At 44.9% G+C, this 24,208-nt stretch carries 22 protein-coding genes and 2 riboswitches; of the genes, 17 read left to right on the top strand and 5 right to left on the bottom strand.

Going from position 1 to position 24,208, the window contains the following annotated elements; all coding sequences use genetic code 11:
* The first annotated feature begins 72 nt into the window (after positions 1-72).
* Both EJA10_RS18625 and EJA10_RS18620 read left to right on the top strand, forming a co-directional pair.
* Complete coding sequence (locus EJA10_RS18625; protein ID WP_125481538.1) at positions 73-849, top strand: sulfite exporter TauE/SafE family protein; 777 nt, start codon at positions 73-75, stop codon at positions 847-849.
* Positions 850-1,052: 203 nt separating this feature from the next.
* Positions 1,053-2,876: a M6 family metalloprotease domain-containing protein gene (locus EJA10_RS18620; RefSeq protein WP_125481537.1), complete on the top strand. Its 1,824-nt coding sequence runs from the start codon at positions 1,053-1,055 to the stop codon at positions 2,874-2,876.
* Between the two features lie 100 nt (positions 2,877-2,976).
* Here EJA10_RS18620 and EJA10_RS18615 read toward each other — a convergent pair whose 3' ends face one another.
* Together EJA10_RS18615 and EJA10_RS18610 are read right to left on the bottom strand one after the other, a co-directional pair.
* Complete coding sequence (locus EJA10_RS18615; RefSeq protein WP_125481536.1) at positions 2,977-3,279, bottom strand: hypothetical protein; 303 nt, start codon at positions 3,277-3,279, stop codon at positions 2,977-2,979.
* A gap of 282 nt (positions 3,280-3,561) precedes the next feature.
* Complete coding sequence (locus tag EJA10_RS18610) at positions 3,562-4,440, bottom strand: diacylglycerol/lipid kinase family protein (RefSeq protein WP_125481535.1); 879 nt, start codon at positions 4,438-4,440, stop codon at positions 3,562-3,564.
* A 253-nt stretch (positions 4,441-4,693) separates the two neighbouring features.
* Positions 4,694-4,835, top strand: a riboswitch (cyclic di-AMP (ydaO/yuaA leader).
* A 181-nt stretch (positions 4,836-5,016) separates the two neighbouring features.
* Between EJA10_RS18610 and EJA10_RS18605 the strand changes: the two genes are divergently transcribed.
* The 11 genes from EJA10_RS18605 (at position 5,017) to EJA10_RS18555 (ending at position 15,929) form a co-directional block, all read left to right on the top strand.
* Positions 5,017-6,357, top strand: coding sequence for a TrkH family potassium uptake protein (locus EJA10_RS18605; protein WP_125481534.1), 1,341 nt, complete (start codon positions 5,017-5,019; stop codon positions 6,355-6,357).
* Positions 6,358-6,369: 12 nt separating this feature from the next.
* A complete protein-coding gene (locus tag EJA10_RS18600) occupies positions 6,370-7,026 on the top strand; it encodes a potassium channel family protein (RefSeq protein ID WP_125481533.1) in 657 nt (218 codons plus the stop codon).
* 160 nt (positions 7,027-7,186) lie between these two features.
* Positions 7,187-8,167: a BMP family lipoprotein gene (locus EJA10_RS18595; RefSeq protein ID WP_125481532.1), complete on the top strand. Its 981-nt coding sequence runs from the start codon at positions 7,187-7,189 to the stop codon at positions 8,165-8,167.
* 23 nt (positions 8,168-8,190) lie between these two features.
* Entirely contained in the window at positions 8,191-9,846 is a 1,656-nt protein-coding gene (locus EJA10_RS18590; RefSeq protein WP_125481531.1) for a methyl-accepting chemotaxis protein, read from the top strand.
* A gap of 269 nt (positions 9,847-10,115) precedes the next feature.
* Positions 10,116-10,685, top strand: coding sequence for a chromate transporter (locus tag EJA10_RS18585; RefSeq protein WP_125481530.1), 570 nt, complete (start codon positions 10,116-10,118; stop codon positions 10,683-10,685).
* Complete coding sequence (locus EJA10_RS18580; RefSeq protein WP_125481529.1) at positions 10,682-11,212, top strand: chromate transporter; 531 nt, start codon at positions 10,682-10,684, stop codon at positions 11,210-11,212. Before EJA10_RS18585 ends, EJA10_RS18580 begins: the two co-directional genes overlap by 4 nt.
* A gap of 151 nt (positions 11,213-11,363) precedes the next feature.
* Positions 11,364-11,468, top strand: a riboswitch (SAM riboswitch).
* Positions 11,469-11,548: 80 nt separating this feature from the next.
* Complete coding sequence (locus EJA10_RS18575) at positions 11,549-12,562, top strand: methionine ABC transporter ATP-binding protein (protein WP_125481528.1); 1,014 nt, start codon at positions 11,549-11,551, stop codon at positions 12,560-12,562.
* Positions 12,552-13,217, top strand: coding sequence for a methionine ABC transporter permease (locus tag EJA10_RS18570; RefSeq protein ID WP_125481527.1), 666 nt, complete (start codon positions 12,552-12,554; stop codon positions 13,215-13,217). The genes EJA10_RS18575 and EJA10_RS18570 overlap by 11 nt, the downstream gene beginning before the upstream one ends.
* Positions 13,218-13,236: 19 nt before the next feature.
* On the top strand, positions 13,237-14,064 hold the full coding sequence (locus EJA10_RS18565) for a MetQ/NlpA family ABC transporter substrate-binding protein (RefSeq protein ID WP_125481526.1): 828 nt from the start codon (positions 13,237-13,239) through the stop codon (positions 14,062-14,064).
* A 122-nt stretch (positions 14,065-14,186) separates the two neighbouring features.
* On the top strand, positions 14,187-15,446 hold the full coding sequence (locus tag EJA10_RS18560) for a DUF445 domain-containing protein (RefSeq protein ID WP_125481525.1): 1,260 nt from the start codon (positions 14,187-14,189) through the stop codon (positions 15,444-15,446).
* A 102-nt stretch (positions 15,447-15,548) separates the two neighbouring features.
* The gene (locus EJA10_RS18555) at positions 15,549-15,929 is read left to right on the top strand and encodes a hypothetical protein (protein WP_125481524.1); all 381 of its coding nucleotides are present in this window, start codon (positions 15,549-15,551) and stop codon (positions 15,927-15,929) included.
* 128 nt (positions 15,930-16,057) lie between these two features.
* Here the strand turns inward: EJA10_RS18555 and EJA10_RS18550 are convergent, their stop codons facing one another.
* On the bottom strand, positions 16,058-16,561 hold the full coding sequence (locus tag EJA10_RS18550) for a DoxX family protein (protein ID WP_125481523.1): 504 nt from the start codon (positions 16,559-16,561) through the stop codon (positions 16,058-16,060).
* A 228-nt stretch (positions 16,562-16,789) separates the two neighbouring features.
* Positions 16,790-17,305 carry a DoxX family protein gene (locus tag EJA10_RS18545; RefSeq protein WP_125481522.1) on the bottom strand — a complete coding sequence of 172 codons (516 nt, stop codon included), beginning with the start codon at positions 17,303-17,305 and terminating at the stop codon, positions 16,790-16,792.
* Positions 17,306-17,512: 207 nt separating this feature from the next.
* Between EJA10_RS18545 and EJA10_RS18540 the strand changes: the two genes are divergently transcribed.
* A complete protein-coding gene (locus EJA10_RS18540; protein WP_125481521.1) occupies positions 17,513-18,691 on the top strand; it encodes an MFS transporter in 1,179 nt (392 codons plus the stop codon).
* Positions 18,692-18,887: 196 nt separating this feature from the next.
* Positions 18,888-20,273: an MBL fold metallo-hydrolase gene (locus EJA10_RS18535; protein WP_125481520.1), complete on the top strand. Its 1,386-nt coding sequence runs from the start codon at positions 18,888-18,890 to the stop codon at positions 20,271-20,273.
* Between the two features lie 565 nt (positions 20,274-20,838).
* Here EJA10_RS18535 and EJA10_RS18530 read toward each other — a convergent pair.
* Positions 20,839-21,126 (bottom strand): hypothetical protein, encoded by a 288-nt coding sequence (locus EJA10_RS18530; RefSeq protein ID WP_125481519.1) that lies wholly within the window; start codon positions 21,124-21,126, stop codon positions 20,839-20,841.
* A 943-nt stretch (positions 21,127-22,069) separates the two neighbouring features.
* Here EJA10_RS18530 and EJA10_RS18525 point away from each other — a divergent pair.
* Together EJA10_RS18525 and EJA10_RS18520 are read left to right on the top strand one after the other, a co-directional pair.
* On the top strand, positions 22,070-22,768 hold the full coding sequence (locus tag EJA10_RS18525) for a response regulator transcription factor (protein ID WP_125481518.1): 699 nt from the start codon (positions 22,070-22,072) through the stop codon (positions 22,766-22,768).
* Complete coding sequence (locus EJA10_RS18520) at positions 22,758-24,164, top strand: sensor histidine kinase (RefSeq protein WP_125481567.1); 1,407 nt, start codon at positions 22,758-22,760, stop codon at positions 24,162-24,164. The genes EJA10_RS18525 and EJA10_RS18520 overlap by 11 nt, the downstream gene beginning before the upstream one ends.
* Positions 24,165-24,208 lie beyond the last annotated feature (44 nt).

Genomic DNA, 24,208 nt, shown 5'->3' with positions numbered 1-24,208 from the left:
TTAAAAAGCTTGTTCGGCGAAAAATGCTCTTTGCCGAAAAAAAGCCATTATAGGGATTAAGGAGGAAGCCTGATGGATTTTACTTATTTAGTCGTCATCTTTTTAATTGGTTTTATCGGTTCTTATATATCCGGGATGGTTGGAATTGGCGGTTCAATCATTAAATACCCAATGCTTTTATATATTCCGCCATTGTTTGGGATTGCTGCTTTCAGCGCCCATGAAGTATCAGGTATCAGTGCGGTCCAGGTATTCTTCGCTACGATCGGTGGTGTCTGGGCTTATCGTAAGGGTGGATACTTGAATAAGACATTGATTATTTACATGGGTTCCAGTATCCTGATTGGATCCTTGATCGGAAGCTACGGCTCAAGATTCATGTCTGAGGGCGGAATCAACCTTGTCTACGGTATTCTGGCATTGATTGCTGCAGTCATGATGTTCGTGCCGAAGAAAAATATAGATGATATCCCGCTTGATCAGGTAACATTCAATAAATGGCTTGCCGCATTTTTCGCATTCATCGTCGGTATCGGTGCAGGTATCGTAGGTGCAGCTGGCGCATTCTTGCTGGTTCCGATCATGCTTGTCGTGTTGAAGATCCCTACACGAATGACCATTGCAACATCACTGGCGATTACGTTCATTTCTTCGATTGGATCAACAGTAGGTAAGCTTGCCACTGGCCAGGTAGCATTCTGGCCTGCTCTGATCATGGTCGTAGCGAGTTTGATTGCTTCACCACTGGGAGCCAACGCTGGTAAAAAAGTGAATACCAAAATACTTCAATACATCCTGGCAGGCTTGATTCTTGCTACGGCTATTAAAATTTGGATGGATATACTATAAAAAACTGAGGAGGCTTCGCTTAGGCGGAGTCTTTTTTTTGGGGATTATTATTCCGATATGCCAAATTATTACATAATATCCTGATATTTAAGCCTTTTGTCATAGTGGTAAAACTATCAAACGATACTTTCTCCCTATTTAGAATATACTGAAAATTATATATTATTTAGTAAATAGAAATATTCTAATAGGGAGTGAATGAATTGCTAAAAGTCCTTTCAACTTCAGCTTTGTCTCTTGCTTTAGCGGGCAGTGCCGTTTTCGCAGGAGTCAGTGCAAGTGATCAGACTGCAAAGACACACAGTAAATATGAATTAAGCCTGGCGCACCATGTAGGTGCTGCTCCTGAGCTTGTGGATAGAGCAAAGGAATTAGGTATTGATATATCAAAGGTGGATCCAGCTGAAAAGCTTGCGCAGAATGGGACAAAATTCCACCAGCCTGGCGATAATCATGTCACTTACAAGGAAGCAACAGGAGATGTTCCTGTACTCGTATTATTGGCTAAATATCCAGAAGGCGATGAGCCTATCGGGGACATGCCTGGACAAGTACCTGCCAAATATTATGAGGACTTGATTTTTGGCACTGAGTACAACCCATATGAGCTGGAGCAGTTCAAGAAATTTGATGGTCCAAATGTACCGAAGAATCGTACGATGCAAAATGCTTACAAAGAATCAAGTTACGGAGCAATTAACCTCGTTCGCAAGGAAAATACTGAATTCGTTTGGGTGGAAATGCCACATGGAGCTTCCTACTATTTGGATCAGGAAGGTAAGTACGCGGAAAGTGGAAAATATGTTCTTGGCAATGAAAACGGTGATGCCCATACAGGTGAATTCATCCGTGATTTGTTAAAAGCAGCAGATGACCAGGTTGACTTCTCTCAATACGCTGAAAATGGTGAAGTTCCTAATATCTTCGTTGTCCATGAAGGAACAGGGGCTGAGTTCAGCCGTGACCCGGCACAATTCTGGTCACACAAATGGAGCTTGCTAAGCGCGCTATATTATGGCAAGTACTATGAAACTGGCAAGCCAGCGGATGTTCATGCCGGCATGAAACAATCCGAGTGGATTGCAAAAACAGTCAAGGAAGATATGACGTATGATGGCGTAGTCGTAAACAACTATAACATCCAGCCTGGTATCGGCGGAAACGTTGCAGGTTTTGATGCAGCTACAAATACGTACAGCGATGAAAAGAAAACAGGTCCATTCCCTGCACAGACTGGTGTGTATGCGCATGAATTTGGACATGCTCTGGGACTTCCGGATTTCTATGACACGGTTTATACATCAGAGGGTGTTGGTAACTATTCCATGATGGCAGGCGGATCCTGGATGCGTTATCCAGATGCAGCAGCATATGGCGGAAACTCTCCTACACACTTTGATCCTTTCTCAAAGATTTTCTTAGGCTGGGTGAATCCAATTGAAGTAAAACCAGGCGAAGTACAAGAAATTACATTGCCACCAATCAATAAAGCAACTGCTGACAATGGTATCGTGAAGATGGAAGTTCCAGGATCAAATGGAACTGAATACTTCCTGTTCGAAAATATCCAGCAGGATGGGTTCAACCAGGGCATGATCCGTCAAGGTGAAAACGCGAAAGGTCTGGTTGCATGGCATGTTGATGAAAATGTCATCAATCTTTATCAGACTGCTGGCTTCCGTCCGAATAACGTAGAAAACTGGATGAATAAGCGCTTCCAGTACAATCAGTCCCAGACTGCAAGCAATGGTGAAGTTGTCACGCATTACGGTCTGTCCGTCCTTCAGGCAGATGGTTTGTATGATCTTGAAAAGAACGTGAACCGCGGTGACGCTGGTGACTTCTTCAAGACTGGCAGCAAAATCACTCCTGTTTCCGGAAATGTACACACTGGCTCTTACTACTTCTGGAAGGGCTACAGCGATACTCCAGCTGATTCTGGAATCCATGTGACAAACATCAAAGAGAATAAAGACGGTTCAATCACCGCTAAATTCTTCTATAACTTTAATTCAAGCAAAAAATAACATGGGAAAAAACCTGAGCGGACTCAATCCTGCTCAGGTTTTTTACGTTAAGCTGTTTTCGTATTGATTGCTGCTTTTCGTATAACCTAAGTAATTCCATTCACTTTCTACCGGTCTCTATCGGATTTTGTCCGAAGTCATGCCACCTTCGGACATTTTCACTGCTGCTCCACCGGATTTTGTCCGAAGTCATGTCCCCTTCACGGACATTTTCACGGCTTCTCCACCGGATTTTGTCCGAAGTCATGCCGTCTTCGAACATTTTCACAGCTGCTCCACCGGATTTTGTCCGAAGGTATGCCCCCTTCGGACATTTTCGCTGCTGCTCCACCGGATTTTGTCCGAAGTCATGCCCCCTTCGGACATTTTCACTGCGTCTCCACCGGATTTTGTCCGAAGTCATGCCCCCTTCGGACATTTTCGCTGCTGCTCTACCGGATTTTGTCCGAAGTCCTGCCAACTTCGGACATTTTCACGGCTTCTCCGCCGGATTTTGTCCGAAGTCCTGCTACCTTCGAACATTTTCACGGCTTCTCCACCGGATTTTGTCCGAAGGTATGCCGACTTCGGACATTTTCACGGCTTCTCCACCGGATTTGTCTCCGAATTCTTTTTTTTAGAAAAAAAGAAATCCCCCAATCCCAGCAGGATCGAAGGCAACAAAGTTCAATAAAAGAGCCTTGCGTTATGATACGAACACATTTAAATGGCCATGAAGGACCTTTGCCTGGAAGGGCAGCGGATCGCCTTCCTCACCGTCAATATTCACGACATGCGGCTTGGAGGAAGACACATTCAGGTAGCTGGTACGGATATATTCGACGTCTTCGCTTTCCTCCAGTTCTCCTTTTAGTAGTGAAGGAATGAGTGTTGCCAGTTTTGGGAACGACAATTTTTTAACAATAAATACATGGAGTTTCCCATCGTTCACATTAGCTTCTGGTGCCAGCGCTTCAAAGCCTCCGACGGAATTCGTGAGGGCCGCGAGCAATATAAAAGCATTGCCTTCCCATTTGCCTCTTTCATGTTCAACCGATATTTCGATAGCTTCCCCGCTTAAGACCGATTTAGCACCTTCCATAAAATATGCCAGTGAGCCAAACCTTGTTTTTTGCTCTGGCGTCACTTTATAGGATGCTTCCGCAATGGAGCCGACCGCTAACACATTCATGAAGTAGAAGTTATCCACTTTCCCGATATCAACAGGGCGGAGATGCTGCTCCGCCAGGATGGAAATCGCCTCAAATGGTTCGAGAGGGATGTTGAGTGCCCTTGCGAAATCATTGATCGTCCCCAACGGAACAATGGCAAGGGCGGGGCGATGTGCCTGTTCAGCAAGTCCGTTGATGACTTCATTGACAGTGCCATCGCCTCCCATTGAGATGACGGCATCATAAAGAGCCACACAGGCCTCCGTAGCAAACGCAGCGGCGTCGCCTTCTTTCTCTGTTTTCTTTATATCGATTTCTTCATATGTTTTTTGCAATGCTTCTTCTATTTTTTCTATATAGTCGTTCGCCTTTTCCTTACCTGACGAGGGATTAAGTATGATCATAGCTTTCATCCGCTGCAACCTCCATCTAACTTTATACCAACCCTATTATTTACCTTAAAAAGCTTTTCCATAAACCGGGGGCGTTTGCATAGATAGGTGAGAAAAATGAAGAAATACAGTGATTCTGTGAGATATCAATTGATTTCTTATTGTAATTAAGCAAAATTGGGGAAAAGGGCAATTTTTCGTGCCCTTTTCATGCTTTACAACCCGAACAGGTGAGGAGTATGATTACATCAGTTTCAAAATAAATGAGTTTCATATTTCTAAATCGCTTAATCCTACCAGGAGCGGGGGAACCATGATTGTGGATCGTATCCACTTGGGGTGAGGCCTTTCAAAGGCGGGGCTATTCTCAGTCCTAATCCGACAGCTAACTCCGTAAGCGTTGCAGAAGAGGAAGATGGAGCTTGTGCGACAAGTCTGTTCAAAGTCCACAAGGCTAATATCTATAAGCCTCTGGGGGCTTTTTTGTTTTGCAGAATTTTAAATATGTCGACTATTTTAAAATCCGGTAAAAACAAGTCCCTGCAAAGAAATAGTAAACGCATAATTTCCTCATACTAAGGAAAGAAGGAAACCATCATGCGCAGGAGAATGCTTTCAAAGCTGGATCCGCCGAAGGTTCTTGTACTGGGTTTTGGCATCATCATTCTAATGGGGACAATGCTCCTTGCTCTGCCATCAGCTACAACCGATGGCAAGGGCCTGTCCCTTCTGGACGCTTTTTTCACCGCGACCTCGGCAACTTGTGTCACAGGTCTTGTAGTTGTGGACACCGGTGACACTTTTACCACATTCGGTGAGTTGGTCATTCTGTCAATGATTCAGATTGGCGGACTCGGGTTCATGAGCTTCGCGACCTTGCTGGCGTTTATTCTCGGGAAAAGGATTTCCTTAAAGGAACGGCTGGTCATCCAGGAGTCATTGAATCATGGAACTGTGGATGGGATTGTCAGGCTCGTAAAACGACTATTTGTTTTTACAGCCGCAGCTGAGATTTCCGGGGGGATCCTGCTATCCATTCGATTCGCAGAGGACATGGCGGCGGGCAAAGCGATCTATTTTGGATTCTTTCACGCAGTATCCAATTTTAATAATGCGGGTTTTGACTTAATGGGAAGCTTCCAGGGCCTGACTGCCTATGCAGAAGATCCGGTTGTCACTATTACCATGGTGACCTTGATCAGCCTGGGAGGGATCGGCTTCATTGTTATGAACGAGCTTTTTGAGTATCGAAGCACAAGAAGGCTCTCCCTCCATACCAAAGTGGTTCTGAGCATATCTGCTATTCTTGTTGTTGGTGGAGCATTTCTGATTTTCATTCTGGAATACCATAATCCATCGACCTTAAAGAATTTGACACCATCCGGGAAAATATTAGGGGCGCTATATCAGGCTGTCACCCCCCGGACAGCTGGTTCGAACACATTGAACATCCCGGATTTAAAGCAATCTACATTAATATTGATCATCTTCCTGATGTTTATCGGTGCTTCTCCTGGATCAACAGGGGGAGGGATCAAGACAACGACATTTGCCGTATTGGTTAGTGCAGTGAAATCACAGATTCGCGGCAGGGAAGATGTCACTCTGTTTGGCAGAAGAGTGGATTACAGCATCATTTCAAAGTCTTTGACTGTTACCATGATTTCGATATTTTCGATCATATCCATTACAATGGTGTTGACCATCACGGAACCGGGAAAAGATTTTTTGATGATATTTTTTGAGGCAGTTTCGGCTTTTTCAACTGTTGGTCTGTCAATGGGCCTGACACCAGAGCTGTCCTCATATGGAAAAATATTGATTACAATAACCATGTTCGCAGGACGGATTGGTCCGTTGACACTCGCTTTCGCAATAGCGAAAAGAAGAAAAGAGGATCATTACCGTTATCCTGCTGGAAAAGTGATGATTGGGTAGGAGGATGTTATTATGGCAAAGCAATACGCAGTAATCGGGATGGGACGTTTCGGGTCAAGTGTAGCGACCACCCTCTATCATGAGGGAAACGAAGTATTGGCAATTGACAAGAAGGAACAATATATCGAGGAATACAAAGAACATGTCACCCATGCGGTCATCGGAGATTCCACCGATGAGCAAACATTGAAGGCAGTAGGCATCAGGAACTTCGACACCGTCATCGTCGCGATTGGAGACGACATCCAGGCAAGTATCCTGACCGTCCTGATTTTAAAAGAAATGGGCGTTTCCAATGTCGTTGCAAAAGCCCTTAACAAGCACCATGCCCAGGTATTGTTCAAAGTCGGTGCAGACAAAGTCATTTTCCCTGAACGGGACATGGGGGAACGAGTCGCCCACCAGCTGATGGCATCGCCAAACGTACTCAACTTCATCGAGCTTTCGGACGACTACAGCATCGAAGAAATCAAGCTTCCAATGAGCATGGCAGGCAAAAACCTCATCGAAATCAACCTCCGTGCCAAATACAATATCACTGTTATCGGCATTAAAACAGCAAATAAAGTCGATATCTCTCCAGACCCGGAGAAAACACTCAGGGCGGAGGACATCCTGATTGTCCTTGGCGAAAATGGCGATCTGAACAGGTTCACAAATGTAAAATAGAACAATGACAGCAGGCGGGAGATTATCCGCCTGCTGTTTTTATATGGAAATTATTTAGAAAATTACCAAAAGAAAGACTTTATGTTCATTTATTAACAAACTCCTGCTTCCGTCGATGAAGAATATATGAATCTAATCAAAGAGGGAGCAGAACAACAAGATGAAACGAATGATAAGCATGCTTTTAACGGGATTATTATTAGTCGGAGCCCTGACGGGGTGCAATACAACAGAGATGAAGGCGAAGGAACGGGTGAAAATCGGCATTATGTTGTCTGACGTCGGACTAGGAGATCAATCGTTCAGCGATGCAGCCTTTTCAGGGCTGGCCAAAGCGAGGGACGAGCTGGATATCCTTTTTGACTACCGGGAACTGCACACTGTCGGATCCTATGAAAAAGGCTTCACAGAATTGGTGGAAGGCGGGAATGACATTGTCATCGGGCTGGGATTCATGGTTGTCGAAGACCTTGAAAAGGTCGCAAAAAAATATCCTGAACAACAATTTATCCTGGTTGATTCTGTTTCAGAGTTAGAGAATATCACCTCCATTGTTTTTAAAGAAGAACACGGAAGCTTTCTTGCAGGTGCTGTTGCTGGATTGGCTTCAAAGTCAAACAAAGTTGGTTTCGTCGGAGGTGCCGATGTTCCGTTAATCCGGAAGTTCAAGTCAGGGTTTGAACAAGGCGTGAAAGCTGTCAACCCTGAAGCCGAGGTCAAGGTGGCTTATGCAAATGACTTTGGGAATGCTGAACTCGGAGGAAAACTCGCAAAAGGCATGATTGAAGATGGAGCAGATGTCCTTTATGCCGCTGCCGGTTTTACAGGCGTCGGTGTCCTAAAGGAAGCACAATCGATGAAAAAATACGCCATTGGTGTGGATAGCGACCAGTACTTTTTTGCTGAAAAAGCGATCATCACTTCCATGCTGAAAAACGTCGATGTTGCGCTCTATGAAACGGTCAAAGAATATCTGGAGGGGAAGAAGCTTTCCGGGAAGCAGATCGAACTAGGGATAAATGAACAAGGTGTAGGTCTGGCACCAATCAGGGTGATCAAGCTGACTTCTGAACAGGAAAAAAGATTGAAGGACCTGGAAGAAAAACTATCAAGAAATGAAGTTTCAATTCAGCTGGATTAACAGCTGCAAGTGGGGGAGCCATCATGACTATAAAGAAAAAATTACTGCTTAACTTATTGCTGGCCATCGGATTATCGATTGTCATGATTTCGTTCATCATTTACCGGATGCTGATGGTGCAGGCATCCAACCAGGATTATGTCCAGGTCTTGCTGACGGTGCAGCAGCTTCAGGCTGAAACATCAGCAACGAAGCAATCACTGAATAACTTTTCATTTAACCCTACCGAGGGGAACAGGCAGGAAGCACTGACAAAAATGGAGAAAACCTCTCAGATATTCACACAGGCTCAGGGGCTGATCAAACAGGAAAACAGTAAACAAGTACTGGGTCAGGCATTCGAAAAGTTCACTGCACTTGAATCAGAAGCGGAAAAAGCACTTGAAATAAATATCAGTGCTGAAGTGAAACGTCAGTCACTCCGAAGTGAAGGAGTGCTGAACGACTTGCATCTGCTGAATATCCAGGTGAATGAATACTATGATTTTTTACAGGAAGATCTTAAAAACCAGATTCAGTTCATCATCTGGTCGGCTGTGTTCGGAAGCATTGTACTTCTGGTTGTTGCCGGAGGAATCGGCATCCGGTTGACCAGTTCAATCACCAGGCCGCTTAAACAGATCGCTGTCAATGCCCAGGAAATTGCAAAAGGCAACTTGATCATAGAGAAAGTCTCATACAAACATAAGGACGAGTTAGGAACTTTAAATGAATCATTTGATCAAATGGCGGCGCAATTGACCACCTTGCTGCAAAAAGTAAATAAGGCAAGCAAGGAAGTAGAGGATTTCGCAGAGGAAATTGAGCAGGAAAACGTCTCGTTAACAGAAATCTCCAACCAGGTGGCCGTATCCACTGATGAACTTTCAGCAGGAGCTCAGACGGTTTCCGAGGATTTGCAGCAATCAGTTGAGCTGATTGACGAAATGGACAAGGAAATCATGATGAACCTTGACCACACGCAAGAATCCTCCTTTTATAGCAAAGAAGCAGTTGAAGCGATTGGCGAAGGGCGAAAAGCGATCGAAGGGCAGAAGCAGCTTATTACCGAGAATAAGAAAGCCTCTTTCTCGATCCAGGCAGCGACCGACCAATTCGTGGGCTATGCCGCTAAAATTGAAAACATGGCAGCATCCGTATCTGCAATTGCCGCGCAGACAAATCTGCTCGCCTTGAATGCGGCAATCGAAGCAGCAAGAGCAGGTGAAGCAGGCAAAGGGTTTGCCGTTGTCGCGTCAGAGGTCAGGAAGCTCGCTGAGGAGTCAAATTCAGCCACCACGCAAATCTTTGACATGGTCAACTTGTTAAAAACCGGTCTTGAGGAGATCGGGGAAGCCGTAAACAAGGGAGGAGCCATCGCGGAAGAACAAATGGAATCGATGGATTTAACGATGGCTTCCTTTGAAAATATCGAAACTAAAGTAACCGGTATTTCCGAGAAAATCTCGCAGCTTATGAAAGGGATGGAAGCCTCCAAAGACTTGGGTGCGAAAGTCCTTCATAATGTAGAATCCATCAGTGCCGTCGTCGAGGAAACAGCCGCTGGAAGCGAAGAGATATCCGCTTCCACGACCGAACAATTATCTGCATTTGGTAACCTTTCGAGGAAGGTAACAGACCTCCGGAAGCTGACAAATGAATTGAACGATTCAGTAAAAGTGTTTAAATTCGACCAGTAAAAGGGGATTTGCTGATCTATTTTGAAATGTGGTCGATATATTGAAAAATCCGCTGAGATATTTCGAGATGTGGTCCATGTAGTTAAGATTCATTCAAAATTCTTGATCCACTCATCGCATTATAAATTATGAAATCACAAGAACCAGGCATTTTGCCTGGTTTTTTGTCATGCAGAATAGAATAAATGAGTCTATAATAAGATAAAAGAAAAGAAGATAGATAGATTTAACTCCGAAAACGCTGATAATCAGAAGAGAAGGTGAACTACTTGAAACAAGCGGATTTATTCCTGGCTTTTTTCCGTGTGGGCATCCTCGGGTATGGCGGCGGTCCGTCATCAATCCCACTTGTACATAAGGAAGTCGTCGAAAAATACAAATGGATGGACTCTGATGAATTTGGGGATATCCTCGCGCTCGGTAATGCGCTGCCTGGCCCGATTGCGACAAAAATGGCAGGGTATATCGGCTACCGTGTGGGCGGTGTCCTAGGAATGATCAATGCCCTGGCAGCTACGATCATCCCGACGATTATCATGATGATCGTCCTCCTGACGGTATTGAACTCCTACAAAGAGGAGCCCTGGGTCAAAGGGATGGCAGAAGCAGTGGTTCCGGTCGTTGCCGTCATGCTTGCTGTCCTGACCTGGGATTTTATCAAGAAATCAGGCAAATCGAAGCTCGGCTGGGGTTGGACAGCTGTTGCGCTGATTGGCAGCCTGATTCTTATGCAATTCCTGAACCTGCATCCCGCTATCCTGATTTTTGTGCTCCTGCTCGGTGCATTGCTTAAGAAAGATGCTCCTTCCCGGGAAAAAGAAGGAGGGAATCAGTCATGATCTATTTTCAAATATTCCTGGCATTTTTCATTCCCGGAATTTTAGGATATGGGGGCGGACCCGCCTCCATTCCTTTGATTGAAAACGAAGTCGTTGACCGCTATGAGTGGATGTCCGTGAAGGAATTCAGTGAGGTATTGGCGATGGGAAATGCCCTCCCAGGGCCAATCGCCACCAAGATGGCCGGCTATATCGGGTACGTTGAAGGCGGGGTGCTTGGGGCGGCAGTTGGCATCTTCGCAACAGTCGCTCCATCGCTGATTCTAATGATTGGCTTACTCGGTCTACTGATGAAATTCAAAGATTCATCACGAGTCAAACGGCTGACCATCGTCGTCCGTCCCGTCATTGCTGTTCTGCTCGGGATCATGACATATGATTTCTTTTTTTCCTCCTATGGAGGAGTAGGAATGATGCAAACGATCTTAATCGGCGGAATCAGTTTTGTGTTGATGGAAAAAATGAAAGTCCACCCGGCTTATGTCATCGCCGGAGCACTTGTATATGGAGCCCTTGTTCTCGCGTGAACAGGGGTCTTCTCTTTAGTGTGATGATAAAAAAAATTCCCTTCTCCCCCAACGGTGTAAGCGATTCCAACCGGAAATATCAGAAAAAACTTTGTTGACAAACTACTCAGATGGTTTTAATATTTCAATTATCGAAAAGAATTGAATAAGAAACTTATCAAGAGAGACTGAGGGATTAGGCCCTATGACGTCCGGCAACCTCCAATTTGGAAAGGTGCCACTTCCTACAGAATGTTTTCATTCTGAAAGATAAGTCGTATAGATGTTTACGATGTCTCTTTCCTTGAATGAAAGAGGCATTTTTTATTGTGAAAAAACAGAGCTGGAGGTGTCAGCATGATTGAAGTAAGGAAACTGGTCAAGGTGTATGAAACGAAAAAAGGAAGTGTTACGGGTGTCGAACATGTTTCATTGACTGTGGAAAAAGGAGAGATTTACGGGATCGTCGGGTACAGCGGGGCCGGAAAAAGCTCATTAATCAGATGCCTGAACTTACTTGAGAAACCCACATCAGGTGAGATCATCATCGATGGAGTTGAACTTACCTCATTGAACAAGAGTGAGCTAAGAAAGGCACGTCTGAAAATCGGCATGATTTTTCAGCATTTCCACCTTGTCAGCGCCAAAACCGTCAGTGAAAACATCGCGTTTGCGCTGAAGGCTGCCGGTACGCCGAAAGCAAGGATCAATGAAAGAGTCAACGAGCTTCTGGAAATGGTAGGTCTTTCAGACAAAAAGGATGTCTATCCTGCACAATTGTCAGGCGGCCAAAAGCAGCGTGTCGGAATTGCCAGGGCTTTGGCGAATAATCCTTCCGTTCTTTTATGCGATGAAGCGACCTCAGCTCTTGACCCGAGTACTACCCGGTCGATCCTCGCACTCCTTAAGAAGATTAATAGGGAACTCGGCATCACCATCGTGCTCATCACACATGAAATGGAAGTGGTCAAGACGATTTGTGACCGGATGGCGGTCATGCAGGATGGGAAAATCATAGAAGAAGGCAATGTGTATGAGATTTTCGCAAATCCACAAGAGCCATTGACCAGGGACTTTGTTCAATCCATTCTTCAGTTCGAGCTGCCGGAAAGGCTGCTGGAGGAACGGGATGGGAAGCTGATCAAGATTTATTTCGAGGGAGAGATTGCCGAGCAGAGCGTCATCTCGGATGTGTTCCAGAACTTCAAGGTTCGCGGCAATATCCTTCATGGCAAAATCGAGTACATTCAGGATACTCCACTAGGGATTTTCGTGATGAAGGTGACAGGAGACCCTGACGAGATTGACCGGGCGATTGCCTACATAGCATCAAGAACGAAGAATCTGGAGGTGATCCAATATGCTGCTTGATAACCTGGTCGCCCTGCTGCCGGAACTGAATAAGGCGTTTTTCGAAACGGTTTATATGGTGGGCATCTCCATCCTGGTTGCCATTATTGTCGGACTGCCAACTGGAGTGCTCCTGTTTGTTACCGACAAGGGTTTATTTTTAGAGAATCAGCTTTTTAAAAACATTGCCGGATTCATCGTCAATATGATTCGTTCGGTTCCATTCATCATCCTGTTGATCGCTTTGCTGCCGCTGGCGAATTTAATTGCCGGCACAACGATCGGGCCGACAGCTGCATCTGTTTCATTATCGGTTGCAGCGATTCCGTTTTTTGCGAGAATCGTAGAGCAGAGCCTCCGGGAGATCGATAAGGGGGTAATCGAGGCTGCAGTAGCGACCGGAGCGACTCCGTGGATGATCATCAAAGATGTACTCATTCCTGAAGCAAAGCCCGGAATTGTCCAGGGAATCACCATCACGATCATCAGCCTCGTGGCATACTCGGCAATGGCCGGCATTGTCGGCGGCGGCGGTGTCGGGGACCTGGCGATCCGTTTTGGTTATTACAGGTATGATGATACCGTCATGATCACGACGGTCATTATTTTAATCTGTCTAGTCCAGCTCATTCAATTTGGCGGCGACAAGATTGCAAAAGTAGTAGATAAAAGATAACTAGGGGGCTTTTTTTAAAATGAAAAAATTATTCTTATCAGCAGTTTTGTTATTGTCCATTGGACTGCTTGCAGCATGCGGCAGCGACTCAGCATCAGGCGATGATGCCAAAGCAGACAAGAAAGAGGTTACTTTCGGAGCAACATCCGGACCATACAGCGATATGGTCACAAAGGGCATCAAGCCGCTACTTGAGAAAAAAGGCTATACTGTTAAAGTTGTAGAGTTCAGCGACTATATCCAGCCCAACCTGGCTTTATCAAAAGGTGACCTTGACGCAAACCTTTTCCAGCACAAAGTCTACATGGAAAACTTCGCGAAAGAGCATAAGCTTGAACTTTCAGAGGTAATCGTAGTGCCGACTGCACCAATGGGCATCTATTCAAAGAAGTTCAATTCCCTCGATGAAGTAGCAGACGGATCGGCAATCGCGATTCCTAATGACCCGACGAACGCAGCACGCGCATTCCTGATTCTTGAAGATGCTGGTTTAATCAAACTTGATCCGAATGCTGACCCGCTTACCGTTTCTGAGAAAGATGTGAAAGATAATGTGAAGAACCTCCAGTTCAAGCCAATTGAAGCAGCACAGCTTCCAAGAGCGGTCGAAAGTGTAGACCTTTCAGCGGTGCCAGGAAACTTTGCCCTTGCAGCGAAAATGGATTTGCTTGATGCGCTCCAGCTTGAAAACATGCCTGATCAGTACCGCAATCGTGTCGTCATCAATACGAAGGACCAAGATGCACAGTTTGCAAAGGATATCAAAGAGGTCGTTGAATCAGATGATTTCGAAAAAATCATCGATGAAGGATTCAAGGGCTTCGGAAAACCGGAGTGGATGAATTAATCTTTTATAGAAGTTCCAGGAGAGCGATCTCCTGGAACTTTTCCTTTTTTCTAGCGCTACCCCCTATAAATTGGTTAAAATATGATAAGAGATTGAAAAAGGCTTTTAACAGAGGGAGATTTATGACAAAACGAGATAAACGATCCAGACACTTGGCGGCCATTTCGCTGGCTATTATGGGGACAGGCTTCCTGGCGATGATTCCGTTCCAGAGTTCATTGGCTGGTAAGCTGTTGATGGGCGGATTCGAAGCAGGACTTGTCGGCGGTCTCGCTGACTGGTTTGCAGTAACCGCACTGTTCCGGCATCCGATGGGAATCCCGATTCCTCATACAGCACTCCTGCCGAAAAATCGTGACAGGGTGACCCGCGCTTTGATCAATATGCTTGAAAATGATTGGCTCACGAAAGAGAGCATCATGGACAAATTCAAGCAGATTCACATTCTTGATAAAATTTTCGAGACAGTTGAAAAGGAACTGCATTCCGAATCAGTTAAGAGGAACATTCAGGCATTCAGCCTGGATCTTGTGAAAAAAGTGGATGTCGAAAGATTCGCTCCGACAATCGAACAGGAAATCAAAGGCTTCCTGCTTGCGGCCGACTCCTCGGTATTCCTGCAAAAAGCTTCAAGCCATGTGCTGGCGAAGGAATATGAATCTGCTGCATTCAATTATGTACTGGAAGAGACAGAAAAATGGGCTTCAAAGGATGAAGCAAAAATGGTCCTCGGCAAGCTGGGCAAGCAGGCGATCGATACAACCCAGGCTGATGGACTGTTGAAATTTGCGATCCAATCGTTCAGCAATATGATTACGGAAGAAAAAGTCGGCAATATCCTCCAGTCGTTCATCCTGAAGAGGATGAAAAACCTTAAGCAGGAAGACAATCGTTATCGCCATATGATTCTCGATAAAGTCCGCAAAGAACTGGGAACTATTAACGAGCGGGAAGCTCTTATGCTCGAAATCCAGACTTGGAAAAATAAGATGGTCGAAGAACTGGATTTATCAGGCCCAATCAAGGACGTGCTGGCAAAATCAAAGAATCGCGTCATTGCTTTCATCGAAAAGGAAAGCTTTGTAGATGATACGGTGATCCCGGTTGTAAAGAGATTCATCGATGAAATCAAGGAAGATGAGGGAAAAGTAGAGGGAATCGAAAAATGGCTCCACGCAAAGATTGCAGGGCTGATTGAAAGAAACCACTCGAAAATCGGCAAGCTTGTCAGGGAGAACCTTGATAAGCTGGATACCGAAACACTGATTGACATGATGGAGAACAACATCGGAAAAGACCTCCAGTGGATCAGGGTAAACGGCGCAGTCTGCGGTTTTCTTATCGGAATCGGACTTACCATCTTCAAATTGATCGTTATATAAGGGAAGAGACCAATTCGCACGGGCGGATTGGTCTTTTTCGTTTTAGAACTTGTAATCATATATGAATAATTAAATGGTAAAATGTAGAAAGGGGGAGATGAGATGTCCAGAATTAAAGTTATACTTTCTATAGTACTAATGTTAGTAGTTTTATGCACTTTAACAATTTATTGGGCATATCACCATAAAATCATTTCAGGAAGCTATGATACACTCACAATCAGCGCGATGACGGGTGAAGAAATGGCAATAATTGAAGATGAAAATGAGATTACCAGAATCGTTATGGAAATAAACGAAAGTCCTCGAACGTTCAAGTACAATACCGGCTTAACCTACGATTATCTCCCACATGGCATCCTGACATTCGAAAACGAAAATGAAAAACTGCAAATCAGCATCCTTATGAATAACGGAAATACCATTACGAAATACTTGCAGATTCATACCGACTTTAATTTTGGAAAAGACCCCAACAACTGAATAGCTGCAAGGAAGAATCTGCATTGTCCTGAACGGCAATAATAGCAAAAGCAAAGCTCCTGAGTTTCTGGATTTACTGAGATATAAATAGAAAAAACCCCTGCAGTAAGCGCAGGGGCTAATTGTCGTTATTTTTTTGCTGCGGCATTCCGGAACACTGTCTTGCGGATATAAGGGATCACCCAGCGGTCCAATCCGTATTTACCGGCATTAAAGCCAGCGAAGAGGAGGATGAATCCAAAGAAGATATCGGTTGGATTGTGGGAGACAGTACCTGCAAGGAAGAAGGAGAAGTTCATTACTAGGCCAAAGAAGATAGCGGCGGTTGTCAGGCAACCCAGGATGAGTCCGAGACCAACAAGGAATTCACCGACAGGAACGATGAAGTTAAACAACTCTACATTTGGCAGCGCAACATTTTCCAGGAAGGATACATACCAGCCATAAACCATATTTCCGTCAGGACCCTTTACCGGATTGGCAATTGCGTTTTTCAAATAGCCGGTTGCGTCAAAGCCATCTCCCGTCATTTTATGCCATCCGGCGACCATCCAGTTGTAACCGAGCCATATACGTATAAAAGTCAAAATACCAGCAGCAATATTATTTTCCCTCAACCAATTTGCGAACATCTAAATCGCTTCCCTTCGAAATGAGTTATTATTGATTACACTACAATATATTGATTTCTCAGTTTTAAATGAGGGCTGCAGGGATTTGTTCACATATTTGCTATAACATTATGTCAGGATTTTGAACGTGAAGAGAGAAGGAGCCACGGCAGGAGTTGAATGGACCAAAACTAGTAATTCAAACAAAAAAAGAACCTGGTTTTTCCAGGCTCTTTTCTGCTATTATCGTTAAACTGCTTTATGCGCAGTTTCCGGTTCTCTTTTTAACACAGTCTTGCGGATGAAAGGAACTACCCAGCGGTCAAGGCCGTATTTACCAGCATTGTAGCCGGCAAACAGGATGATGAATCCGAAGAAGATGTCAGTTGGGTTATGAGATACAGTACCAGCAAGGAAGAAGCTGAAGTTCATCACTAAGCCGAAGAACATGGCGGCAGTAGTCAGTGTACCAAGGATCAATCCAAGACCGACAAGGAATTCACCAAGTGGGACGATGAAGTTGAACAGCTCAACGTTCGGCAGTGCAAAGCTTTCAAGGAAGTTTACATACCATCCGTAAACCATGTTTCCGTCAGGACCTTTTACCGGATTTGCAACCGCATTTTTTAAATAGCCGCTAGCATCGAAACCTTCGCCCGTCAATTTTCCCCATCCAGCAGTCATCCAGTTATAACCAAGCCATACCCTAATCACAGTCAACAGGCCAGCAGCAATGTTGTTTTCCCTCAACCAATTTGCGAACATCTAAATCGCTTCCCTTCCAAAATAAGTAATGATTGATTACACTTACAATATATCAGAATCCGAAATAAAAATGAGTTGGATGTGAATTTGTTCACACAAACGCAACAACAAATTGACAGAATTTTGAACTCAAGTAAGAAAAAGAGGCTAAAACATCTGTCAGTGCCTATTTAAAGGATTATTTCACCGATTGAGAGGGTGTTGTAAATGGACCAAGAATCAGGAGCAGCTAATCAAAAATCAGGCACTGAAAAAATTTGGACAAAAGACTTTGTACTGATCTTACTGGCAAATTTCTTCATATTCCTTGGCTTTCAGATGACTCTGCCAACGATTCCTTTGTTTGTAGAGGAATTAGGCGGGAATGACCAATTGATTGGATTTGTTGTCGGGATATTCACGTTTTCAGCGCTGATTGTGCGCCCCTTTGCCGGCAGGTTGCTGGAGACAAGAGGACGAGGTTTCATCTATTTGATTGGCCTGGCTGTTTTCGTTATTTCAGTTGGGTCATTTGGATTTGCCTCTGCGATTGCCATCCTCTTTTTAATGAGGATCGTTCAGGGAGTTGGATGGGGTTTTTCTACAACTGCATCCGGTACGATTGCCACAGATTTGATTCCTCTAAGGCGCAGGGGGGAGGGTATGGGCTATTTTGGCCTGTCAGGGAACTTTTCACTTGCGATTGGACCGTCACTTGGACTGGCACTGGCTGGGGTGATGTCGTTCAAGACCCTGTTTTTAATTTGTGCTGTGATGGGACTGACTGCCTTTCTTTTAGCTTCAAGAATTCAATATAAAAAGGTCGAGAAAAGCGAAGTGAAAATCGAGAGGCGCAAATGGGATCTGTACGAAAAAACAGCCCTGCAGCCTTCGCTGCTGCTATTGTTCATAACGGTTACCTTTGGCGGAATCGCATCTTTTTTGCCTCTTTATACAGCGCAGAAAGGAATTGCCGGTATACAATGGTACTTCCTCATTTTCGCATTGGCTTTGATGGTGTCCAGGTCATTCTCTGGCAGGATTTATGATAAAATGGGACACCGCGCGATTTTTATTCCAGGTGCGGCTCTGATTATGGTTGCCATGGTTTTGCTGGCTTGGCTGCCAAACAGCCTCGTCATGTTCATTGGAGCCGGTTTGTATGGGTTCGGATTTGGATCCGTACAACCCGCACTTCAGGCATGGGCGGTACAGGATGCCCCGATGAACCGGAAAGGCATGGCCAACGCGACATTTTTCTCCTTCTTTGATTTAGGAGTTGGCATTGGCGCCATGGCATTTGGCCAGATTGGCCACTGGCTTGGATATGGAAGCATCTATATCTCATCCGCGCTCTCTGTGCTGATCTCGATTCTGTTATATATATTTATGACTGTGAAAAAATAGATACAAAAACCTGTTCCGAAAGCGGAGCAGGTTTTTACATTTGATGGGTTCCCCATCATGTGGGTAAAAAGGGGTGTAGGTATTTACGAAAAGTGGCATCTCCCGCGATCGGCATCATTTAAGACTTTTAAAAAATATGGTGCGGGGTATAGAAGAGCATAGACCTATAGCGAGTAAAAATGGAGGAGGAATTGTTATGTATTTCAAATCTTTTTTTGATGAACAGCTAGCACACATGTCTTATCTGATTGGATGCCAGAGAACAGGGGAAGCCATTGTCATCGACCCGGCAAGGAATATCCAGCCTTATCTTAATGTCGCGAAGAAAGAAGGCCTCAATATTTCAGCGGCAACGGAAACACATATCCATGCCGATTATCTTTCAGGAGCAAGGGAGCTTGCCCTTCATCATGGCGCGAAGCTGTACGTTTCGGATGAGGGAGACAAAGATTGGAAGTATGAATATGTACACCAGTATGAACACGAAATGCTGACAGAAGGCTCTGTTTTCAACATAGGAAATGTTTATTTTGAAGTAATCCACACACCAGGACACACCCCGGAAAGCATCTCTTTCCTGCTGACGGACAAAGGGGGCGGTGCCAATGAGCCGATGGGCATCTTCACAGGTGACTTCCTGTTCGTAGGCGATGTTGGCCGTCCGGATCTTCTCGAAAAAGCGGCAGGCATTAAGGATACGTCCGAATCGGGTGCTCGCCAGATGTTCGAGTCGCTGCGGAAAGTCGAAAAGCTTTCGGATTTCCTGCAGGTCTGGCCTGCACACGGCGCCGGCAGTGCATGCGGTAAGTCACTTGGTGCAGTGCCGATGTCTACTTTGGGTTATGAGAAAAAATTCAACTGGGCATTCCAGATCAAGGAAGAGGGACAGTTTGTAGAGGAGCTCCTTGCAGGACAGCCTGAACCTCCTAAGTACTTTGCCCAAATGAAAAAGCTTAACAAAGTCGGTCCTGAACTGCTGCGCCGCGAAGAAACACCAAAGGTTTCTCTGGCTGAGGCTGGCAATGCAGCAGTTGCCGATACGCGCCCGGCAAAAGACTTTGCTAAGGGACATGCAGAAGGGGCCATCAACATCCAATACAATAAAACATTTACGAACTGGGCAGGCTGGCTGTTGAGCTACGACCAGGACATTGTGCTGATCGCGGATCCAGAACAACTGGCTGATGTAAAAACATCCCTTCAGTCAATCGGTCTTGACCAGGTTACAGGATACGTCGATCCAAAAGAACTTGGTGCAAGCCTCGAACAATACCAAAACGTCGACGCAAGCAAGGCAAAAGAACTGATGGAGGACGACAACTACTTCGTTATCGACGTCCGCAACCAGAGCGAATGGGACAGCGGCCATATCCCGGGCGCCCATCATATGATGCTGGGGAACCTGACCGACAAACTGGACGAGATTCCAAAAGACAAGAAAATCATCGCCCACTGCCAGTCAGGCGCACGCTCAGCAATCGGCACAAGCCTGCTTCTAAAAAACGGCTTCAAAGATGTATTGAATCTTGATGGCGGCTTCTCCGCATGGGAAGAAGAAGGCCTGCCTGTAAAAAAAGACTAATCGTTTTAGCCAGCTCCGCAGCAGGAGCTGGCTTTCTTGTGCTTTCTAAGGATACAAAAAGAATCAGAGTTTTAATGGCTCTGATCCTCACATTAATCGGTTAACTATCAACAGATAGAAGTGAACTGAACAGCTAGAGATCGTTATCGGAAAAAGTCTGATAGTAAAAGTGTAATGAAACGAAAAAATCTTTGTAGTAGGAATTTAAAAGGATAGTCTTAGTTTCAAAAGTTTGAAAGCTAGAGAATTGAATCCTAAAGATGACTACGAATGACAATAAACAAATAACCAACCTGGTTCCAGGCTGGCTGTTTGTTCTTGGATGCACTTCTATTTTTCACAAAATAATAGGCTATCATTTAGGATTTTTTCTTGGGATAATTGTTTCCAGCAGCAGCATCGTCTCCACAAGATACAGTAGCAAAGTTGGCCTGAGAAACAGATACTGAAGCTGTATTTGACTGTGTAGGACTGATACAACCAATACAGCACCTGCCATTTTGGGGTGCTCCTTTTCCACTCATTTAATTTCTCTCCTTCCAATTTGAAATTTTAATTCATGTCTTTAAGATGTTTTTACATCTTTGTGTTTAAATGCGTACATTTTTACCCCATCTTCGAGATCAGTGGCTTCCATTTTATGCCCATTTATTGTAAGGTCTCCATTTTCGTCAACTGCTAAATTAAATTTATTACCTACAAAATCAAAATTTTGGGGTACAAGTCCACCATCACCACGGACTACCATAACAAGATTGAATTGATTAACATTTATTGTAGCCTCATTTGTCTGTGTAGGATCGATACAACCAATACAGCACTTGCTTTGTTGAGGTGCTCCTTTTCCACTCAAATTAAATCCCCTCCTTTCAAATCGAAGTACATCACACAAATAGTTTATTCTTCATAATTTATTCAGCGTGGACAAGCTCCCTAGAAAAATAGCATATTTTGGAGGTGCGAATATTTTTGTTTTTATGAAAGAAAAGAGAGTGACAAGGATGGTAATACAGATTGCAACTTGATCTCAAATTGCCTGTTTTGACCAAGTGTTAAGTGGCCCTCTCCTGAAAAGTCGAGATGAGCCTACTGCAAACGAAGAAAAAAGTGACACAGTGAGCGCATGAAGGATGGATTCACTAAAACATTAGAGTAAAACTACTTCTTTAAACACGATTCTTCGTTTAGATAGGTATCGGAACCCAATCATTGGCGCCCTGTTTCGATAGAATGAGAGAAAAGAGGTAACCAATAGACGGTATTGGTGACCTGTTTCGGGAGAAAGAGAGAAAAGAGGTAACCAATAGACGGTATTGGTGCCCTGTTTCGGGAGAAAGAGAGAAAAGAGGTAACCAATAGACGGTATTGGTGCCCTGTTTTGGGAGAAAGAGAGAAAAGAGGTAACCAATAGACGGTATTGGTGCCCTGTTTCGGGAGGAAGAGAGAAAAGAGGTAACCAATAGGCGGTATTGATGTCCTGTTTCGGGAGGAAGAGAGAAAAGAGGTAACCAATAGACTCTATGGGTGCCCATTTACAAGAAAGAGAGCTCAGTAAAATGTCCGAAGCAGGTGCCCCTTCGGACAAAAATCGTTGCTTCAGCTCGAGAGAAAATAAGTCACCGATTAAGGAATATAAGAAGCAAGGGCTTCAATCGCTTCAAGCCAGCCGATCCTCAAATCATGAACAAACTATGTCCAAATGTTTAATTAATCTGTAACAATGGCCGAATCAGTTGATTCTCTTCCAGTGGAGCTTTATTTTATATATAACAGATATCGGATTAGAGGGGATTACCGTGAGAATTTTGGTCATTGAGGATAATAAGAGTGTCTGTGCGATGATTGAGATGTTCTTTTTAAAAGAGGGGATTGAAGGGGAGTTCGTCCATGATGGTCTGAAAGGCTACAGTGCTTTTAAGCATGGCAGCTGGGATTTGTTGATTGTCGATTGGATGCTTCCTGGTATGGATGGAGTCACACTGTGCAGGAAGATTCGCCAGGAGGGAAGTGATGTGCCGATCATCATGCTGACGGCGAAGGACAGTGAGTCGGATCAGGTGCTTGGACTGGAAATGGGCGCGGATGATTATGTGACCAAGCCTTTCAGCCCTCTTGCGTTAATGGCCAGGATCAAGGCTGTGGCCCGCCGCTACCAGAAACAGAAGCCGGAGGAGAGCGCGGGTATTGGGACAAGCTTTCTTAAAATCAATAAGGAAACCCGTGAAGTGCTGTTCGATGGAGTGCCTGTCACGAACCTGACGCCGAAGGAATTTGATCTGCTCCTGTTTTTTGCCCAGCACCCTCGGCAGGTTTTTACGAGGGAGCAGCTGCTTGAACGAGTATGGGGATACCAATATTACGGAGATGAGCGGACAGTGGATGTGCATATCAAGCGCTTACGGAAAAAGCTTGGCACGGCTGAGAAGCCATTATTCCATACGGTTTGGGGAGTAGGCTACAAGTTTGATGAATCGGTGGATGGGCATGAAGGTTAAATATATATACCAGCAGTTCATCAGCCATATCAGCATCATCATTGTTGCTTTCCTGGTTCTGAGCCTCATATTCACCCAATATGTAGAGAATCTTGTTTATGAAAACAAGACCGAGGAGCTTATTTCGTATGGAGATAATATCCTTCGGGATCTCGACCGGGGAAGCGAACGACCGGATCAGGTGATCAACCAATATGCGCGTGTCCTGTTTGGCCGTGACATCCAGTTCAGTGTGTTTGATGAAAACATTCAGCTGCTGAATCCAATCCGCTGGAGGGGCCCGGCGATTGAATTTACGGAGAAGGAATGGCGAAAGCTTACGAACGGCGAGCCCATCGTCATGAAGTATGACCTGGAGCGCTATGACAGGGCCGTAACCCTGGTGGCCCTTCCTTATCTTGAGCAGGGCCGCTTTATCGGCGGCATCCTGCTCACTTCGCCAATTGGCGGAGCGCGCGAGATGATTGCTGAAATCAACAAGTATCTGTTTTACACCGTCCTGATTGCGCTTGCTGTTTCGTTCCTGCTGAGCTGGCTGCTGTCCCGCATCCATGTAAACAGGATCAAGAAGCTGCAGGAGGCGACATCAATGGTTTCAGCAGGGGATTACACGGTAAAAGTCCCGTCCTCTGATTTTGATGAAATCGGCGAATTGGCGAACGATTTTAACAGCATGGTTGGCCGGCTGAATGAATCGAAGTCTGAAATTGAAAGGCTTGAGCACCGCCGCCGACAGTTCATGTCCGATGTGTCTCATGAATTGCGCACGCCGCTCACGACGATCAGCGGGATGATTGAAGGCCTGAAGAATGATATGATTCCGGAGGCGGAAAAAGAGCGCGGGATCCAGCTGGTCAGCCAGGAAACAAAGCGCCTGATCAGACTTGTGAATGAGAATCTTGATTATGATAAAATCCGTTCTAATCAGGTTCAACTTTTTAAAGAAGATATTGAACTCATTGAAGTACTGGAGGTCATCCAGGAACAGCTGGAAATGCAGGCTGAAGAGCGAGGGAACACAATCGAGGTAGACGCAGAACCTTCCGCCGTGGTACATGCTGATTATGACCGTCTCGTTCAGATTCTCATCAATATCACGAAGAACAGCATCCAGTTTACCGAGAACGGGACAATACGGCTCCGCGGCAGGATGGACGGAAACATGACTGTCATTGAAATTGAGGATACTGGAATTGGAATTGAACCATCAGAAATCGAGAAAATCTGGGATCGCTTTTACAAAGCCGATCTCTCGAGGACGAGCAATCCATTCGGAGAGTTTGGCTTGGGGCTATCGATTGTCAAACAGCTGGTCCAGATGCATGATGGGAAAATCCAGGTGGAAAGTGAACAGGGACGAGGGACTAAGTTTGTGATTGAGCTGCCATTTCGATAAGATATAAAGACAAGCTGCAGGCATTGCCTCCAGCTTTTCCTATT

It is taken from the genome of Mesobacillus subterraneus, assembly GCF_003937825.1.
Taxonomy (GTDB): Bacteria; Bacillota; Bacilli; order Bacillales; family Cytobacillaceae; genus Mesobacillus; species Mesobacillus subterraneus.
The sequence above is the reverse complement of the archived record's forward strand: the minus strand, read 5'-3'. Positions and strand labels throughout refer to the sequence as shown.